The following is a 17,661-nucleotide window of genomic DNA, read 5'->3' as shown; positions in this document are numbered from 1 at the left end:
TCGCTTCGGACGATCCCTCCCGCCTCCGGCTTCCTTAACCGTTCAACTAACCGGCGCCCGCAATGCGTCGAACGGGAGGAAACATTGACGTCGTTGCTCGACCTGCTCGACAGGATCGGGTTCTGGCTGTCGCGCGTGGGCGCGGCGGGCACGATCCTGGCCCTCGTCGCGATGATGCTGCACATCTGCGCCGACACGCTCGCGCGCTGGCTGTTCCACAGCCCCTTCACCGGCACCCTTGAGATCGTCGAGAACTATTACATGACCTCGGTCGTGTTCCTCGCGCTCGCCCTCGTCCAGCGCGCGCGCGAGCACATCAAGGTCGAGATCTTCGCCAAGCTGTTCCCCAAGGGAATGCTGCGCGCGACCGACCTGATCGCCTCGGCTCTGACCGCGATCTTCTGCTCCGCCTTCGCCGTCGCCGCGATCCAGGAGACGATGCGCCAGACCGAGAAGGGCACATTCCGCGACGTGATCTTCTTCGACATGCCGATCTGGCCCTCCTACTGGATCATGGCCTTCGGCGGCGTGCTGATCGCGCTCGCCACCATCACCAGCTTCCTGGCCGACCTGCTGCGCCCCGGGCGCGACGACCATCACGAGAACCCCGAGGCCTTCCTGTGAGCGACTCGATCCAGATCGTCCTGACGGCGCTGGCCGCGCTGCTGGTCCTGTTCGCCATCCGCGTGCCGATCGCGGTGGCGCTGGGCATCGTCTCCTTCGCCGGCATCGCCTACGTGCGCGGCTTCGACGCCGCCTGGGGCGCGCTGAAGACCGCGCCCTACGAGTTCGGCGCCCACTGGTCGCTGTCGGCCGTGCCGATGTTCCTGCTGATGGGCGCGGCCGCCTTCCGCGGCGGGCTGACCGCGTCGCTGTTCGAGGCGATGCGGGTGTGGTTCGGGCGGCTGCCCGGCGGGCTCGCCATCGCCACCAACATGGCCTCGGCGGTGTTCGCGGCGGCCTCGGGCTCCTCGGTCGCCTCCTCGGCCGCGATGGCGCGCATCGCCGTGCCCGAGATGCTGAAGTCGAACTACAGCCCCGCGCTCGCCACCGGCGTGGTGGCCGCGGCGGGCACGCTGGGCGCGCTGATCCCGCCCTCGATCATCTTCGTGATCTTCGGCTGGTACACCCAGACCTCGATCGGCACGCTGCTGATCGCGGGCATCATCCCGGGCCTGCTGACGGCCGGCGCCTACGCGCTGCTGGTCCTCTCGATCGCGGTGGTGAAGCCCGAGATGGCGCCCCGCGACACCCGCGTGACCAGCTTCGGCGAGAAGATGCGCGTGCTGGGCACGATCTGGCCGGTGCCGGTGCTGATCGTGGCGGTCATCGGCTCGATCTACTCGGGCGTGGCGACGGCGACCGAGGCGGCGGCGCTGGGCGCGGTCTCGGCGATCCTGCTCTGCCTCGTCCGCGGCACGCTGACCAAGCAGACGCTGCGCGAGATGATCGGCGACACGGTGGGCGCGCTGGGCTCGATCTTCTTCATCGCGCTGGGCGCCTCGCTGCTGACGCGCTTCCTCGCGCTGTCGGGCTTCCCGGCCTACATGATGATGATCTCCCAGACCGCCGAGCTGTCGCCGCTGATGATCATCATGGCGCTGGTCGTGGTCTACCTGATCCTGGGCGCGTTCCTCGACCCGATCGGGATCATGCTCGTCACCCTGCCGATCCTGCTGCCGCTGTTCCGCGCGGCCGACCTCGACATGATCTGGATGGGGGTGATCATCGTGAAGATGATCGAGATCGGGATGCTGACGCCCCCCGTCGGACTGAACGTCTTCGTGGTCAAGGCCGCGCTGGGCGAGCGGGTGCCGCTGGGCACGATCTTCAAGGGCGTCTCGTGGTTCCTGATGGCCGAGGTGGTCATCATGGGCCTGCTGATCGCCTTCCCGCAGCTGTCGCTGTGGCTTCCCAACCTGATGGCCCGCTAGGGCCGTCCAAGAACGCAGAAGGCGGGCGCCCGAGGCCCGCCCTCCCATCCCATGCCCGGAGGAAATCCATGACCGGCCTGAAGTCCCTGCTGACCACGTCCGCCGCCGCCGTCGCGCTCGCCGCCACGCTGGGCGCGCCCGCGACCGCCGCCGACATCGCCTACGCGACGCACATCCCCTCGACCAACGTCACGGTCGAGCCGGCGCTGAAGCCCTGGGCCGAGCGCCTGGCCGAGCATGACATCAACGTCAACTTCTTCTGGGGCGGCACCGTCGCCAAGCACGGCGCCATGCCCCCCGCGATCCGCGACGGCCTGGCCGACATGGGCTTCATGGCCGACCTCTACGGCGCGCAGGACCTGCCGAACTCGGTGCTGGTCACCAACCTGCCGCTGGTCAACCTCGACGCCCGCGTGATGACCGCGGTCGCGGCCGAGGCCCGGATGATCGGCTGCGAGGGCTGCGAGGAGGAGCTCGCCGAGTTCGGCGCGTTCAACTACAACGTCTTCTCGCTGCCCTCCCAGTACCTGATGTGCCGCGAGCCGGTGGCGAACCTCGCCCAGCTCGAGGGCAAGAAGGTCCGCGCCACGGGCGTCCTGGGCCGGATGCTGGCCAAGTGGGGCGCGGTGCCGGTCGCCATGCCCGTCACCGACGGCTACGAGGCGCTGGAGCGCGGGCAGGTCGACTGCACCACCGGCATCGACACGTTCATCATGGACTACTCCTGGTGGGACAGCGCCAAGTACATCCTCGACATGCCCCTCGGCCTGTTCGCCGGCGTGCTGACGATGATGTCCGAGTCGAAGTTCGAGAGCCTCTCGGAAGAGCAGCAGAAGGCCATGCTGGCCGAGCGCGCGCGCCTGGCCGCCGACAGCGCCTACGCCTACTTCGCCGAGGGCGAGAAGGCCCGCAAGCTGGCGGTCGAGGAGCACGGCGTGACCTTCCTCGAGCCCGAGGACGACATCAAGGCCAAGCTCGAGGAGGCCCGCATCGCCGAGCGCGACGAGGACCTCGCCCAGTCGCAGAAGCTGGGCGCCAAGGACCCCGAGGCCCGCATCGCCAACGTCGTGGCGCTGGCCGAGAAGTGGCAGAAGATCGTCGACGAGACGGGCGGCGACAAGGAAGCCCTGATCGAGGCGATGGAGCGCGAGATCTACTCCAAGGTCCAGCCCTGAGCCTGATGCGCCCACGACCCTGATCCCAATCCCGGTCAGGGTCCGGGCCGCGGTCTGACGGGGGGCTCCCGAAGCTCTCCCCGAAGGTCCCGGCCCGCTCCGCGGCGGCCAGCCTCCCAAATCGCGCCGCCGCGGAGAGACGATCGCCCTGCGCGCGCGCCGACGCTGGACGTCGGCGCGCGCGCAGGGCAGCTTCGCCTCCCCGGATTCGTTCCGCGTCGACGCAGCCTGCGCCGGCCGGCCGGTCCGCCGGATCCCCGGTCGGAGGCGACGCCCCGTGTCCCGCGTCTACATCGGCGGAAAATTGCGACCCCCCTCGATCACGTCGGATCACCTGTCCCGCCGGCGGCTGGCGGAGCGGTTCCTCGCCGCCCCCGGCGCCCGCCTGACGGTGCTGCGCGCCCCCTCCGGCTTCGGCAAGACCATGCTGATGGCCGAGTGCCGCGAGGCGCTCGCCGCCCGCGGCCTGCGCACCGCCTGGCTCGCGCTCGACAACGGCGACAACGACGCCTCGCGCTTTTCGACCGGGCTGATGGCGGCGCTCGCGGAACTGGGGATCGAGCCGCCCGAGGGCGACGGCGGGGGCGGGGAGGGCTGGCTCGCGCTGCTCGACCGGCTGGCGCGCCACCCCACGGCCTTCGCGCTGTTCCTGGATGATTTCGAGTTCGTCTCCGACGACGCCGTGCTCTCGCTGGTGCGCGAGCTGATCCAGGCCTTTCCGCCGGGCGCGCGGCTGGTCGTCGGCTCCCGCACGCCGCCCGACCTCGGGCTCGGCCGCCTGCGCGCCCAGGGCCTGCTGCAGGAGTTCGACGCCGGCGACCTGCGCTTCTCGGGTCCCGAGACCACCGAGTTCCTGACCCGCGCCCGCGGCCTGCGCCTGGCGGCCGAGGATCTCGCACGGCTCCAGGACAAGACCGAGGGCTGGCCCGCCGCCGTGCGCCTCGCCTCCATCGCGCTCGAGCGGCAGGGCGAGGCCTCGGACTTCGTCGCCCGCTTCTCGGGCTCCGACGGGGCGGTGGCGGAGTACCTGGCCGAGGACGTGCTCTCGGCCCAGCCGCCCGAGCGGGTGCAGTTCCTGCTGCGCACCTCGATCCTGCCGCGGCTCGACCCCGGGCTGTGCGACGCGCTGCATCCGCCCGGCGGTTCGGCCGCGATCCTCGAGGCGCTGGCCGCGGGCAACGTGCTGCTGACGCCCGACGACGGCGCCTATCGCTACCATTCGCTGTTCGCCTCGTTCCTGCGCGCCCAGCTCGACCGCCGGATGCCGCAGGAGAAGCCCGCCCTGCACCGGGCCGCCGCGCGCTGGTATCTCGCGGCCGGTCGCGCGGCGCCGGCGATCGACCACGCGATCGAGGGCGGGGACATGGCGCTCGCCGCCGATCTCCTCTCCCAGCACGCGCGCGGGTTCCTCGAGCAGGGGCGCATGCGCCTGCTGACCCGCTGGTTCGACGCGCTCGACGCCCGGGCCTTCGAGGGACGGCCGGAGCTGCACCTGATCCGCGCCTGGGCGCTGTGCTTCACCCGCGGTCCCCGCGCGACGGGGGAGCTGCTGGACGCGACCGGCATCGAGGCCGACCCCCGCGAGCAGATCGCGGCCGAGGCGCGTGCGGCCCGAATCCTGGTGCTCAGCATCTCCGACGACTATCCCGCCGCCGCGGCGCTCGCGCGCGAGGCGATGGACGGGCCCCGCCTCGACAGCCGTTACGCGGCGGCCTCGCTCGCCAACTCGCTCGCCACCGTGTTCCTGGGCGTGGGCGCCTTCGACGACGCGCGCCGCGCCCTGCTGGAGGTGCGCCGCGAGGTCGGCGGGTCGGAGCGCCAAGCGGGATTCAGCGCCCTCTTCGCCGACGCGACCGAGGGGATCATCGACTGGCTCGAGGGGCGGATGCGCGACGCCGGCGCCCGCTTCCGCCTGGCGCTGGCCGCGGGGCGCGACGACCCGCTCAGCCGCAACGGGGTGAACGCCTGGGCGGCGATGCTGCACGCCATCTCGCTCTACGAACGCAACGACCTGCGCCGCGCGGCGCACCTGTTCCACCTGCACCTGCCGACCACGCGGGACCTCGGGCTGGTGGACCACACCATCATCGGCCACGTGATGCTGTCGCGCATCGCCGACGGGGACGGGGACGCCGACGCCGCCATGGGCCTGCTGGGAGAGCTGGAGCACCATGCCGAGCGGCGCGGCCTGCCGCGCGTCGCGGCCTCGGCCCGGCTGGAGCGGGCGCGCCACCTGATGCTGCGCGGCCACCTCGACGAAGCGCGCGAGCAGCTCCGCCGCGCCGACGACCCGGACGTCTGGCGCCGCGTCGCCGCCCTGCGCCTGCGCGCCAACGACACCGAGTACCCGGAGGTCGGGCGCGTGCGCCTCGCCCTGCACGAGGGCCGCGCGGCCGAGGCGTTGCCGATCCTGCGACGCGAGATCGCCGCGGCCGCCGCCTCGGGCCGTCACCGCCGCGCCCTGCACCTGCGCCTGCTGGCCGGCGCCGCCCACCACGGGGCGGGCGAATACGAGACCGCCGCCGCCTGGCTGGAGCGGCCGCTCGCAGACGCGGCCCGCGAGGGCGCGATGCGCATGATCCTCGACGAGGGCGAGCCGCTGGCCGAGGCGATCCGCGCGGTCGCCAACCGGCGCGCCGCCCTCGGCGCCGGCGGCGCGGCCCGCGATCCGCATTTCCGCGCCTGGCTCGAGGATCTGACCGCGGCCATGGCGCCCCCGCGCCGCGCGCCGGCCGGGCAGGACGCGCCCGAGCCGATGCTCTCCGCCCCCATCGAGGCGCTGACGCCCAAGGAGCGAGAGGTGCTGCGCCTGCTGTCCGAGGGGCTTCCCAACGCCACCATCGCCTCGCGGCTGGGCGTCTCGGACAGCACCGTGCGCACGCACCTGCGCTCGATCAACTCCAAGCTCGACGCGCGCAACCGCACCCAGGCGGTGGCGGTGGCGCGGCGGATGGGCGTGCTGGCCTGAAAAGCGCCGGCGCCCCGGGCCTGGCCCGGGGCCTCAGTCCTTCCCGGCCTCGGGCAGCACCAGCACCGCGCGGAAATCGTTGACGTTGGTCAGCGTCGGCCCGGTTTTCACCAGGTCCCCCAGCGCGTCGAACAGCGAATAGCTGTCGTGCCCCGACAGGACCTTGCGCGGGTCCAGCCCGGCCTCGCGCGCGCGGGCGAGCGTGTCGGGGCCGACGACCGCTCCGGCCGCATCCTCGGTCCCGTCGATGCCGTCGGTGTCGCCGGCCAGCGCGTGGATGCCGGGGCGGCCGTGAAGCGCCACGGCGAGCGCCAGCAGGAACTCGGTGTTGCGCCCGCCGCGGCCGGGGGGCTCCTTGCCGATGGTCACCGTCGTCTCGCCGCCCGAGAGCAGGACGGCGGGCGCCGGGGCAGGGGTCCCATGATCGGCGACCGCCCGCGCGATGCCGGCCATCAGGGTTCCGGCCTCCCGCGCCTCCCCCTCCAGCGCGTCGCCCAGCAGGACCGGCGCGACGCCCGCCTTGCGCGCCACCTCCGCCGCCGCCTCCAGCGAGGCCTGGGGCGTGGCGATCAGACGGTAGTCGGGGGTGAAGTCCGGCTGCGGATCGGCCGGCGCCTCCAGCAGCCGGCGGGCCGCGTCGGGCAGGTCGGGGCCGAGCCGTTCGATCAGGCGCGAGAGGTCCTCGGCGGCCGAGGGATCGGGGACCGTGGGGCCCGAGGCGATGGCCTCCGGGTCGTCGCCCGGCACGTCGGAGATCGCGAGCGTCACCAGCCGCGCCTCGCCCGCCGCGCGGGCCAGCCCGCCGCCCTTCACCCGGCTCAGCCTGCGGCGCACCCGGTTCATGTCGTCGATGGCGAGCCCGGACTTCAGCAGCAGCTTGTTGACCGCGATCTTCTCGTCGAGCGTCAGCGGCTCCCTCGGCAGCGTCATCAGCGCCGAGCCGCCGCCGGAGATCAGCGCCAGCACCAGGTCCTCGGGCCCGGCGGAGGCCGCGACCTCCAGGATCTCCCGCGCCGCCGCCTCGCCGGCGGCGTCGGGGGTGGGGTGGGAGGCCTCGCGCACCGCGATCCGCTCGGTCGGGACCGCGTGGCCGTAGCGGGTGACCACCACGCCCGAGAGGTCCACGTCCGGCCACGCCGCCTCGACCGCGCGGGCCATGGCGGCGGCGGACTTGCCGGCGCCGACCACGAGGCAGCGGCCCTTCGGCTTCTCCGGCAGGTAACGTGCCAGCACCTGCGCGGGGTCGGCGGCGGCCACGGCCGCGTCGAACATCGCGCGCAGCAGGGCGCGGGCCTCGGCCTCCCTCATCGCTCAGCCCAGCGCATCGGCGATGGCCTTGCCGCAGGTCTGCGTGTCGGCCGAGCCGCCCAGGTCGCGGGTGCGCAGCTTCGGCTCGGCCAGCACGCGTTCGATCGCCGTGACGATCTCGGCGGCGGCCTCGGCGTGGCCCAGGTGCTCGAGCATCATCGCCCCCGCCCAGATCTGGCCCACCGGGTTCGCGATGCCCTGGCCGGCGATGTCGGGGGCCGAGCCGTGCACCGGCTCGAACAGCGAAGGGAACGCGCCCTCCGGGTTGATGTTGCCCGAGGGGGCGATGCCGATGGTCCCGGTGCAGGCGGGCCCGAGGTCCGAGAGGATGTCGCCGAAGAGGTTCGAGGCGACGACCACGTCGAAGCGGTCCGGCTGGAGGACGAAGCGCGCGCACAGGATGTCGATGTGCTGCTTGTCCACGTCCACATCCGGGTAGTTCGCGGCCATCGCCGCCACCCGCTCATCCCACCAGGGCATGGTGATGGCGATGCCGTTCGACTTGGTGGCCGAGGTCAGCTTGCGGCGCGGGCGGCGGTTCGCCAGCTCGAAGGCGTAGCGCAGGACCCGGTCGACCCCGTGACGGGTCATCACCGTCTCCTGCATGACGATCTCGCGGTCCGTGCCCTCGAACATGCGCCCGCCGACGGAGGAGTATTCGCCTTCCGTGTTCTCGCGCACGATCCACATGTCGATGTCGCCGGGGCCGCGGCCGGCGAGCGGCGCGGGCACGCCGGGCATCAGGCGGGCGGGGCGCAGGTTGATGTACTGGTCGTACTCGCGCCGGAACTTCAGCAGCGAGCCCCACAGCGAGATGTGGTCGGGCACCGTGTCGGGCCAGCCGACGGCGCCGAAGAACAGGGCGTCGGCGCCCGAGAGCCGGTCCTTCCAGTCGTCGGGCATCATCTGCCCGTGCTTTGCGTAATGGTCGCAGGAGGCGAAGTCGTGCTCCTGGAAATTGAAGTCGATGCCATGGCGGCCGGCCACGGCCTCGAGCACGCGCAGGCCCTCGGGGACCACCTCCTTGCCGATGCCGTCGCCGGGGATGACGGCGATCTTCAGACGGTTGTCCATGGGGTGCGCTCCTTCTCCGCGCCGGCCGCGTCGGGAAAGGGCGGCCGGACGGGCGGCAGGATGCGCAGAGCCATGGGGCGCCGTCCAGCGGGGGCGTCGAAAATCCGCCCCGCCCGAGACGGGGCCACGAAAAAGGGCCGGCGCTCGCGGCGCCGGCCCCCGGTCGTCTTGCGTCGATGGCGCGCTCAGTGCGCCATCAGGCTCGGCAGCCAGGTCGACAGGGCCGGGAAGGAGATCAGCAGGATCATGATCACCAGCTCGCAGGCCAGAAACCAGGCGACGCCCTTGAAGACGGTCGCGAGGCCCACCGAGTCGCCCGCAACCCCCTTCACCACGTAGACGTTCAGGCCCACGGGCGGGGTCAGCAGGCCGACCTCGATCATCTTCACCACGATCACGCCGATCCAGATCAGGTCCATGTCCAGCGCGTGGAACGCGGGCAGGAACACCGGCAGGGTCAGCAGCATGACGCCGATCGGGTCCAGGAACATGCCCAGGATCAGGTAGATCACCGCCAGCGCCATCACCAGCGCCACCGGCCCCAGCTGCAGCGCCGCCACCGTGTCGGCGATGAAGGTCGGAACGCCGGCGAGCGCCAGGAACCGGGTCAGCATCACCGCGCCGATCGCGAGGAAGAACAGCGACGAGGTGGTGCGCATCGCATCGCCCACGCTGTCCGCGATCACCTTCTTCGTCAGCCGGCCCTGCAGGCCGCCGATCAGGAAGGCCAGCGTCGCGCCCAGGGCGCCCGCCTCGGTCGGCGTGGCGAGGCCCGAGTAGATCGCGCCCACGACGCCCAGCACCAGCAGCGGCATCGGCCAGACCTTGCCCAGCGCCGCCAGCTTCTCGCCCATCGTCACCTTGATCGCCACGCGCGGGGCGAGCGAGGGGGTCACCATGCAGCGGCCCACGATCATCACCGTGTAGAGGCCCGCGGTCATCAGGCCCGGGATGATGCCCGCGATCAGGAGCGAGCCCACCGACTGCTCGGTGAACCAGCCGTAGATCACGAAGGCGATCGAGGGCGGGATCAGCGCCCCCAGCGTGCCCGAGGCCGCCACGGTGCCGGTCGCCAGCGCCTTGTCGTAGCCGAACTTCAGCATCTCGGGGATCGCCAGACGCCCCACGGCCGCCGAGGTCGCCACGGACGAGCCCGAGGCCGCCGCGAAGCCCGCCGCGGTGAAGTTGGTCGCGACCGCGAGGCCGCCCGGAAGCTCGTTCAGCCACAGCCGCGCGGCGGTGTAGAGCGAGGAGGTCAGGCCCGTCTGGTAGGCCGCCGCGCCCATCAGCAGGAACATCGGCACGGCCGACAACTCCCAGCTCGCGGCGAAGTCGTGGGGCAGGGAGCCCAGGATGCCCAGGGCCGCGCGCTCGTTGCGCAGGAACATGATCCCCAGGAACGACACCGAGCCCAGCGAAAAGGCGATCGGCACGCGAAGCGCCAGCAGAACGAGGATCGCGCCGACCCCGAGGCCGCCGATCATAAGACTGTCCATGTCGCGCTCCTCAGTCGGCGAGGGTGATGTGGTCGGGATCGGAGGCGGGGCCGCCGTGCTCGTGCTCCATGAGCGCGTGCTTGCCGGTCAGCGCCATGTAGATCGAGTCGATCGCATGCAGCGCCAGCCAGAACAGCATCAGCCCGCAGCCCACCGGCAGGAACCACCGCGTCGGCCAGACCTGCAGGTCCATGGTCGCGGTCTCCCAGACCTCGCCGCGGCGGGTCATCTTCATCGCCTCGTCGATGGCCTCGCCGAACAGGATGCCCACGTAGGCCAGGCCGATCAGGCAGCCGAACAGCTTGACCCAGGCCAGCGCGCGGGGCCCGAGGTTCTGGGTGAACAGCTCGACCTCGAGATGCTCCTCCTTCCGGGTGACCTGGCCCAGCGGCAGGAACACCAGCGCCACCATGTAGTAGGTCGCCACGGTCTCCAGCGTCATCGGGATCGGCCAGTTCAGCAGGTACTTGAACAGCACGTCCAGGGTGATCTGGAGCATCATCAGAAGCATCACGGCGCCGGCGAGCCAGGCCGTCAGGCCGGCGCCGAAGGCCGCGATCCTTTCAAGGATTTTCATTCGGACCTCGAAGGGGAAAGGGGTCGCAGGGAAGGGTGGAGAACAGGGGGAGGACCCCGGCCGTCAGGCCGGGGTCCGGGTCTCGATCGAACCGGTCAGGGCTGGACCTTGGAGAAGATCTCGCGGCGCAGCGCCTCTTCGAAGGTCTTCTTGCCGGCCTCGTCGTGCTTGATGTCGGCGACGATGCCCTGCCACTTCTCGAGGATCTTGCGGAACGAGGCGACGGTCTCCTCGGCGTCCTCGACGCCGTCTTCCTTCGCCTGGGCGATCACGGCCTCCCACTCGGTGGCGCGCAGCTCCTCGAGCTTGTCGAGGAAGGCCTGGTCGGGCTGCACGACCTGGCCGCCCTTCTCCTTTGTCTCGGCGATGCCGTTGGCGTCGTCCTCGAAGGCGGCCCACTTGATGTCGGCCAGCAGCTGGGGGATCTCGTCGATGATGATCTGGCGGTTCTTCTCGCCCATCGCATCCCAGCTGTCGAGGTTGACCGACAGGGTCAGCGTCGACACGTAGCCGCCGATCGGCGTCTCGATGATCGAGGTGACGAAGTCCTTGATGTTATAGGTGTTGAGGTAGTTCGGCGAGCCCAGGGCGCAGTCCACCTGGCCGCGCTGCATCGCCTCGTACATCTCGGCCACGGTCACCGACACCGGCACCGCGCCCATCGCCGACATCAGGTCCGCCAGGCGCGAGACCGAGCGCACCTTCTTGCCCTTCAGGTCCGCCAGCGTGGAGACCGGCGAGGTGCACTGCAGGACGTAGGGGGTGGTCGAGTACCACGCGAGGCCGATCTGGCCGTTGTCCGCGAACTCTTCCATGCAGCCGTCGCAGCCCAGCAGGTGCCACTCGTTGACCGCGGCGCCCCAGGCGAGGCTGTCGTCGGCCAGGATGAAGGCCGAGGAGATGGTCGAGGAGTGCGGCAGCGCCTTCTTCGTGTAGACGTCCACGATCAGGCCGGAGTCGAGCACCGCGTCGTCGATCGCGCCCAGCAGCTCCTTCGGGCCGCCCATCGAGCCGCCCCAGAACGCCTCGAACTCGACCTCGCCGCCGGTCTTCTCCTTGACCCGCTCGAAGAACGGGATCTGGCCGTCGCGCATGGTGATCGCGGTCGGCTGCAGGAACGAGCCGTAGGTGTATTCGTCGGCCTGGGCCGAAGCGGCCGCCAGGGTCAGGGTCGCCGCGCCGCTCATCAGGGCGCCGATCGCGAATTTCATGAAATGTCCTCCCTCGGGATTCATGCGGGGTTTGGGGTTGGATCCGCGCCGCCGAGGCCTCCCGCCGGCGGCGCGGAAACGGGATCAGGGCTTCAGCTTCGAGAAGATCTCGGCGTCGAGCGCGGCGGCGTAGGCCGCCTTGTCGTCGCCGGTCTCGGCGACGATGCCGCGCCACTTCTCGACGGTCTGGCGGAAGCTGTCGACGACGGCGCGGGCGTCCTCGACGCCGTCGGCCTCGCCCTGGGCGATGGCGGCGTCCCACTCGGCCTCGCGCAGCTCCAGCAGGCGGGCGCGGAAGTCGTCGGCGGCCGGGACGTACTGGGCGCCGTTCTCATCGACGGTCAGCTGGGTGGCGGAGTCCGCCTCCTCGAGATAGGCCCAGGTGGTGTCGGCCACGAGCTGGGGCAGCTCGTCGATCATCACCTGGCGCTGCGCCTCGGTCAGGTCCTCCCAGGTGTAGACGTTCATGTTCATCAGGCCCGAGCCGATGTAGGCGCCCAGCGGGTCCTGGATGATCGTCTTCACGAAGTCCTTGATGTTGTAGCCGGTCAGCCAGGCGGCCGCGCCGACCGAGCAGTCGGCCTGGCCGCGCTGCATCGCCTCGTACATCTCGGCCGAGGTGATCGACACGGGCGTGGCGCCCATGTTCTGCATCAGCACGCCCATGCGCGAGGTGGCGCGCACCTTCTTGCCCGCCAGGTCGTCCAGCGTGCGCACGTCGGAGGTGCACATCAGCAGGTACGGCGAGGTCGGGTACCAGGCCAGCGGCACCACGTCGTTGTTCTCGTAGTCCTTCAGGCAGCCCGGGCAGTGCAGCAGCTGGAACTCGTTGATCGCCGCGCCGTAGACCTTCACGTCGTCGGCGACGACGAACAGGCTCGACAGCAGGTTCGAGTAGGGCAGGGCGGTCTTGAGGTAGACGTCGACCACGCCGCCGGAGTCGATCACGCCGGTCTCGATCGCGCCCAGCAGCTCCTTCGGGCCGCCCATGGCGCCGCCCCAGAAGGTCTCGAAGGTCAGCTCGCCGCCGGTCTTCTCGGTGACGCGCTCGAAATAGGGGGTGATGCCCTGGGTGTTCACCACGTGCACGGACGAGATGTAGTGGGCGTAGGAGATCTCGGCGGCGCCGGCGGCGGGGGCCGAGACGGCGGCCAGGGCGAGGGCGAGGGCCGACGCGGTTGCAGTGCGGATCATGGGTCCTCCTGAGGCTCCGTGAGGAAGCGGCGCGGCCCGGGAGGGGGCGCGCTCGGGTCGTGTCGGGCCGGGCGCGGGGCGCCCGGACGGGTCAGTCTGAAAGGACGGGTCCGGACGCGGCGACGCCGCAGGTCGGGAAGGGGCGCGCGCCGGTCCGCGCAGGCGCGGCCGCGGCCGAGCGATCGACGCTCGGGACGAGCGCGCAGGGCGCTGCGAACCCTAGGTGCAGGGGCATCCTTCCTCCACTCCCGACGTGGTCCGAGGAACCGGACCGACCCCGTCGCGCGCCTGATTCCACCTTGCCCGAAGTTTTACGGGATGGAGGCGTCATTTGTTATAACATGGGGACCATACCTGCGCGTATGTCAACCCTGGCGGCGAAATGGAAACGTCGCACCGCGGTATTGCAGCGTCGCTTGGCGCGTGTCGAGAGGGGGCTTCCCGACCGGCGTAAAGCTTGGAATGATGGCGATCCCGGGCCAGAGCGGCCCCGGCCGCGGGAGGCGACCGGGAGCAATCCGCCGACGCGCCCGCAACAGGGAGGAGGGTCGGAGCATTCCGCCGCCTGCAAGCAACGCCGTCGATCCGGCGGAGGGGACCCGCGCCATGCGCCGGCCCCGCACGAGACCTCGCGCCGGCGCCGCCGCGCCTGCGCGGGATAACGCCAAGACCCCGGGCGCCGCAAGCGCGCGCGACGACGCCCAGGCCGCGCCGCCCCGCGGGCCGCTCGGCCCCGGCGGGGCCCGGCCGGAGGCCGACTGGGCCCGCCCGCTGACGCGCGAGAACCTGTCCGAGGCCGCCTACCGCGCCCTGCGCGCCGCCCTGACCGAGGGGCGACTGAAACCCGGCGCGCCCCTGCCGCTGCGCCCGATGTCGCGCCGCTTCGGCATCTCGGTCACCCCGATGCGCGAGGCGATGCTGCGCCTGGCGGGGGAGCGGGCGCTGACCATCGACGCCCGCGGCGCGGCCTCGGTCCCGGTGCTCGTGGCCGGGCAGGTCGACGAGATCGCGGTCCTGCGCGAGGACCTGGAGGGCCGCGCCGCCGCCCAGGCCGCGCTGCTGGCCACGCCGGCCGAGATCGACGCGCTCGAGGCGATCAACGCCGATCTGGTCGCCCGCCATGCCGCCGGAGACATCCCCGAGGCGGTGCGCCTGAACACCCGCTTCCACCTCGCCGCCGGCCGGCTGGGCGGCTCGCCGATCCTGGCCGAGCTGATCGAGGGGCTGTGGGTGCGCTCCGGCCCGCTCCTGTGGCACTCGATCGACGCCCGCGCCCCGCGCTGGCGCCCCGGCCCGCACCTCGACCTTCTGTCCGCCCTGCGCGCCGGCGATCCCGACGCCGCGCGCGAGGCGATGCGCGCCGACGCAGGCCGCTGGGCCCGCGGCTATCGCCGCTACGCCGCGCCGGCCGACTAGGCCCGCCGGCCCGCGGCCGGCGTTTCCCGCGCGACCTCCGAACCGCCCGCGCGCCCCCGCGGCGCGCGGGCGGCTTGGTCTTGCGTCGAATCAACAATTCATGCATCCATGTATCATGGAATTCGATCTGCATGTCGACGCCTTCGCCGCCCTCGGCCATCCCGGCCGGCTGGCGGTGTTCCGTCTCCTCGCCCGGCGCGCGCCCGACGGGGTGCGCCCCTCCGAGATCGCCGAAGCGCTGGGCATGAAGCCCAACACGCTCTCGGTGAACGTGATGGCGCTGGCCCGGGCCGGGCTGGTGACGTCCGAGCGGCGGGGCAAGTCGGTCTTCTACAGCATCGACCTCGCCCGCACCGGCGGGCTGGTCGACTTCCTCGTCTCGGATTGCTGCCGCGGGCGGCCCGAGCTGTGCCTGCCGCTGGCGGCCCGCGCCGCCCGGCCTGTCGGAGGCTCCGTCATGACCGACCGTCGCTTCAACGTGCTGTTCATCTGCACCGGCAACTCGGCCCGTTCGATCTTCGCCGAGGCGATCCTGGCGGCCGAGGGCGCCGGGCGCTTCCGGGCCTTCTCAGCCGGCACGAAGCCCTATTCCGAGCTGAACCCCCACGCCGTCGCCGTCCTGCGGGAGCTGGGCCACGACGTCTCCGGCCTGCGCGCGAAGAACGTGGCCGAGTTCCAGGGGCCCGACGCGCCGCGGCTCGATTTCGTGTTCACCGTCTGCGATCAGGCCGCGAACGAGGAATGCCCCCCCTGGGCCGGCCAGCCGATCTCGGCCCACTGGGGCCTGCCCGACCCGGTGGCGGTGGAGGGGACGGAGGCCGAGAAGGGCCTCGCCTTCCTCGACGCCTACCGCAGCCTGCAGCGGCGCATCTCCGCCTTCGCGTCGCTGCCGCTCGAGTCGCTCGACCGCGTCTCCCTCCAGGCCCGGCTCGACGCCATCGCGCGCGACGCGCGCGCCCAGCCCGCGGCCTGACCTCGCCTCCCCGCGCCCTCGCTTCCAGATCTGGAGACCTCATGCCCCGCATCGCCGTCAACGGTCTCGGCCGAATGGGAAAGCTCGCCCTGCGCGCGGCCTTCGACCAGGGCCTGCCCGGAGAGATCGTGCTGCTGAACGACGCCGCCGGCGACCCCGCCCAGCACGCGCACCTGATGGAGTTCGACACCGTCCACGGCCGCTGGGACGCGCAGGCCGAGCATGACGCCGGGAGCCTCACCCTGCGCGGGACCCGCATGGCGATGACCTGCGTGCGGCGGATCGAGGATCTGCCCCTCAGGGAGCTCGGCGTCGACCTTGTGCTCGACTGCACCGGCGTCTTCAAGACGCCCGCGAAGGTGCAGCCCTACTACGACGCCGGGGTGCGCAAGGTGGTGGTCTCGGCCCCGATCAAGGAGGCGCCGGCGCTGAACATCGTCTACGGGGTGAACCACAACCTCTACAATCCGGCCAAGCATCATCTGGTCACGGCCGCGAGCTGCACGACGAACTGCCTCGCCCCGGTGGTGAAGGTGCTGCACGAGGCGATCGGCATCTCCCACGGCTCGATCACCACGCTGCACGACGTGACCAACACCCAGACGATCGTGGACCGGCCGGCGAAGGACCTGCGGCGCGCCCGCTCGGCGCTCAACAGCCTGATCCCGACCACCACCGGCTCGGCCACCGCGATCACCATGATCTATCCGGAGCTGAAGGGCCGCCTGAACGGCCATGCGGTGCGCGTGCCGCTGCTGAACGCCTCGCTCACCGACTGCGTCTTCGAGATGGAGCGCGCCACCTCGGCCGAGGAGATCAACGCCCTCTTCGCCGCGGCCGAGGCCGGCCCCCTCGCCGGAATCCTCGGCGTCGAGACGCGGCCGCTGGTCTCGGCGGACTACGTGAACGAGCCCCGCTCGGCGGTGATCGACGCGCCGTCCACGATGGTGGTCAACGGCACCCAGGCGAAGATCTACGCCTGGTACGACAACGAATGGGGCTACGCCTGCCGGCTGGTGGACGTGCTGCGCCTGGCGGCGGAGGGGCTCTGAGCATGTCCGCCCCCGCAGGCGCGCCCGAGCGGCCGCTCGCGGCCTACGCCGCCGTCACCGCGGCCTACTGGGCCTTCATGCTGACCGACGGCGCGCTGCGGATGCTGGTGCTGCTGCATTTCCACGTGCTGGGCTTCTCGCCGATCCAGCTCGCCTGGCTGTTCCTGCTCTACGAGGTGGCGGGTATGGTCACCAACCTCTGCGCGGGGTGGATCGCGGCGCGCTTCGGGCTGACCTCGACGCTCTACGCCGGGCTTGCGCTGCAGATCGCGGCGCTGGTCGCGCTGGCGCAGGTGGACGCGGGCTGGACGCTGGCGGTCTCGGTCGTCTTCGTGATGGTCGTGCAGGGCGCCTCGGGCGTGGCCAAGGACCTCGCGAAAATGAGCGCCAAGAGCGCGGTGAAGCTTCTGGCCCCGGCCGGGGACGGGGGGCTGTTCCGCTGGGTGGCGGCGCTGACCGGGTCGAAGAACGCGGTGAAGGGGCTGGGCTTCCTGCTCGGCGCGGCGCTGCTCGCCGGCGCGGGGTTCCAGGCGGCGGTGCTGGGCATGGCCGCGGTGCTGGCCGCGGTGCTCGCAGCCGTCGCCCTGCTGATGCCCGCGGGCCTGCCGCGCGGGCGCAAGGGCGCGAAGTTCGCCGAGGTCTTCTCCAAGAGCCGGGACGTGAACCTGCTGTCGGCGGCGCGCCTGTTCCTTTTCGGCGCGCGGGACGTGTGGTTCGTGGTCGGCATCCCGATCTACTTCCAGGCCGTGTTTTCCGACGGGACCGAGGCCGGCGACCGCGCCGCCTTCTTCCAGGTCGGGACCTTCATGGCGCTGTGGATCATCGGCTACGGCGCGGTGCAGGCCTTCGCCCCCCGCCTCCTGCGCGCGCGGGACAAGAGCCTGGCGCAGACCGTGGGCCTCGCGCGGCTGTGGGCGGGCGTGCTGACGCTGATCCCGCTCGCGCTCGCGGCGGCGGCCTGGGCGGCGGGGGCGCCGGCGGACTGGCTGACGGCCACGCTGATCGTCGGGCTGATGGTCTTCGGCGGGGTCTTCGCGCTGAACTCCTCGCTGCATTCCTACCTGATCCTCGCCTTCTCCTCGGCCGAACGGGTGACGATGGACGTGGGCTTCTACTACATGGCCAACGCCGCCGGACGGCTGGTCGGCACGCTGCTGTCGGGCCTCGCCTACCAGGCGGGCGGGCTACCGGCCTGCCTCGCCGTCGCGGGGGCGATGGCGGCGGCGAGCTGGGCGGCGGCCGGGCGGCTCGATCGTCGCGCGCGCGCGGCGCCGGCGGGCTGA

Annotated in this window: 14 protein-coding genes; 8 read left to right on the top strand and 6 right to left on the bottom strand. The window is 71.8% G+C overall.

Going from position 1 to position 17,661, the window contains the following annotated elements:
- The first annotated feature begins 84 nt into the window (after positions 1-84).
- The 4 genes from P2H44_RS20790 to P2H44_RS20775 all read left to right on the top strand — a co-directional run bounded on the left by P2H44_RS20790 (position 85) and on the right by P2H44_RS20775 (position 6,077).
- Positions 85-624 (top strand): TRAP transporter small permease, encoded by a 540-nt coding sequence (locus tag P2H44_RS20790; RefSeq protein WP_275766713.1) that lies wholly within the window; start codon positions 85-87, stop codon positions 622-624.
- Positions 621-1,934, top strand: a complete 1,314-nt coding sequence (locus P2H44_RS20785; RefSeq protein WP_275766710.1) for a TRAP transporter large permease — start codon at positions 621-623, stop codon at positions 1,932-1,934. The genes P2H44_RS20790 and P2H44_RS20785 overlap by 4 nt, the downstream gene beginning before the upstream one ends.
- 68 nt (positions 1,935-2,002) lie before the next feature.
- Positions 2,003-3,109, top strand: a complete 1,107-nt coding sequence (gene dctP, locus P2H44_RS20780) for a TRAP transporter substrate-binding protein DctP (protein WP_275766708.1) — start codon at positions 2,003-2,005, stop codon at positions 3,107-3,109.
- A 277-nt stretch (positions 3,110-3,386) separates the two neighbouring features.
- On the top strand, positions 3,387-6,077 hold the full coding sequence (locus P2H44_RS20775) for a LuxR C-terminal-related transcriptional regulator (RefSeq protein ID WP_275766706.1): 2,691 nt from the start codon (positions 3,387-3,389) through the stop codon (positions 6,075-6,077).
- A gap of 33 nt (positions 6,078-6,110) precedes the next feature.
- Here P2H44_RS20775 and P2H44_RS20770 read toward each other — a convergent pair whose 3' ends face one another.
- The 6 genes from P2H44_RS20770 to P2H44_RS20745 form a co-directional block, all read right to left on the bottom strand.
- Positions 6,111-7,385, bottom strand: coding sequence for a glycerate kinase type-2 family protein (locus tag P2H44_RS20770; RefSeq protein ID WP_275766704.1), 1,275 nt, complete (start codon positions 7,383-7,385; stop codon positions 6,111-6,113).
- Positions 7,386-7,388: 3 nt separating this feature from the next.
- Entirely contained in the window at positions 7,389-8,459 is a 1,071-nt protein-coding gene (locus tag P2H44_RS20765) for a tartrate dehydrogenase (protein WP_275766702.1), read from the bottom strand.
- 185 nt (positions 8,460-8,644) lie between these two features.
- Positions 8,645-9,955 (bottom strand): TRAP transporter large permease, encoded by a 1,311-nt coding sequence (locus P2H44_RS20760; RefSeq protein ID WP_275766699.1) that lies wholly within the window; start codon positions 9,953-9,955, stop codon positions 8,645-8,647.
- 10 nt (positions 9,956-9,965) lie between these two features.
- Positions 9,966-10,532, bottom strand: a complete 567-nt coding sequence (locus P2H44_RS20755; RefSeq protein ID WP_275766697.1) for a TRAP transporter small permease — start codon at positions 10,530-10,532, stop codon at positions 9,966-9,968.
- A 95-nt stretch (positions 10,533-10,627) separates the two neighbouring features.
- Positions 10,628-11,743, bottom strand: a complete 1,116-nt coding sequence (locus tag P2H44_RS20750; RefSeq protein ID WP_275766695.1) for a C4-dicarboxylate TRAP transporter substrate-binding protein — start codon at positions 11,741-11,743, stop codon at positions 10,628-10,630.
- Positions 11,744-11,827: 84 nt separating this feature from the next.
- Positions 11,828-12,937: a C4-dicarboxylate TRAP transporter substrate-binding protein gene (locus P2H44_RS20745; RefSeq protein ID WP_275766692.1), complete on the bottom strand. Its 1,110-nt coding sequence runs from the start codon at positions 12,935-12,937 to the stop codon at positions 11,828-11,830.
- A gap of 606 nt (positions 12,938-13,543) precedes the next feature.
- Between P2H44_RS20745 and P2H44_RS20740 the strand changes: the two genes are divergently transcribed.
- The 4 genes from P2H44_RS20740 (at position 13,544) to arsJ (ending at position 17,661) form a co-directional block, all read left to right on the top strand.
- Entirely contained in the window at positions 13,544-14,353 is an 810-nt protein-coding gene (locus P2H44_RS20740; RefSeq protein WP_275766690.1) for a GntR family transcriptional regulator, read from the top strand.
- Between the two features lie 115 nt (positions 14,354-14,468).
- Positions 14,469-15,326, top strand: coding sequence for a metalloregulator ArsR/SmtB family transcription factor (locus P2H44_RS20735; RefSeq protein ID WP_275766688.1), 858 nt, complete (start codon positions 14,469-14,471; stop codon positions 15,324-15,326).
- Between the two features lie 41 nt (positions 15,327-15,367).
- Positions 15,368-16,378, top strand: coding sequence for an ArsJ-associated glyceraldehyde-3-phosphate dehydrogenase (locus P2H44_RS20730; protein WP_275766686.1), 1,011 nt, complete (start codon positions 15,368-15,370; stop codon positions 16,376-16,378).
- Between the two features lie 2 nt (positions 16,379-16,380).
- Positions 16,381-17,661: an organoarsenical effux MFS transporter ArsJ gene (arsJ, locus tag P2H44_RS20725; RefSeq protein WP_275766684.1), complete on the top strand. Its 1,281-nt coding sequence runs from the start codon at positions 16,381-16,383 to the stop codon at positions 17,659-17,661.

This window comes from Albimonas marina, assembly GCF_029223255.1.
In the GTDB taxonomy this organism is placed as follows: domain Bacteria; phylum Pseudomonadota; class Alphaproteobacteria; order Rhodobacterales; family Rhodobacteraceae; genus Albimonas.
Note: the sequence above shows the minus strand (reverse complement) of the source record. Positions and strands in the feature narration are given on the sequence as shown.

Coding starts and splice junctions, on each gene's coding strand:
- P2H44_RS20730 (WP_275766686.1), top strand. CDS start 15,368: ATGCCCCGCATCGCCGTCAACGGTCTCGGCCGAATGGGAAAGCTCGCC.
- P2H44_RS20755 (WP_275766697.1), bottom strand. CDS start 10,532: ATGAAAATCCTTGAAAGGATCGCGGCCTTCGGCGCCGGCCTGACGGCC.
- P2H44_RS20745 (WP_275766692.1), bottom strand. CDS start 12,937: ATGATCCGCACTGCAACCGCGTCGGCCCTCGCCCTCGCCCTGGCCGCC.
- P2H44_RS20770 (WP_275766704.1), bottom strand. CDS start 7,385: ATGAGGGAGGCCGAGGCCCGCGCCCTGCTGCGCGCGATGTTCGACGCG.
- P2H44_RS20740 (WP_275766690.1), top strand. CDS start 13,544: ATGCGCCGGCCCCGCACGAGACCTCGCGCCGGCGCCGCCGCGCCTGCG.
- P2H44_RS20760 (WP_275766699.1), bottom strand. CDS start 9,955: ATGGACAGTCTTATGATCGGCGGCCTCGGGGTCGGCGCGATCCTCGTT.
- dctP (WP_275766708.1), top strand. CDS start 2,003: ATGACCGGCCTGAAGTCCCTGCTGACCACGTCCGCCGCCGCCGTCGCG.
- arsJ (WP_275766684.1), top strand. CDS start 16,381: ATGTCCGCCCCCGCAGGCGCGCCCGAGCGGCCGCTCGCGGCCTACGCC.
- P2H44_RS20735 (WP_275766688.1), top strand. CDS start 14,469: ATGGAATTCGATCTGCATGTCGACGCCTTCGCCGCCCTCGGCCATCCC.
- P2H44_RS20765 (WP_275766702.1), bottom strand. CDS start 8,459: ATGGACAACCGTCTGAAGATCGCCGTCATCCCCGGCGACGGCATCGGC.
- P2H44_RS20750 (WP_275766695.1), bottom strand. CDS start 11,743: ATGAAATTCGCGATCGGCGCCCTGATGAGCGGCGCGGCGACCCTGACC.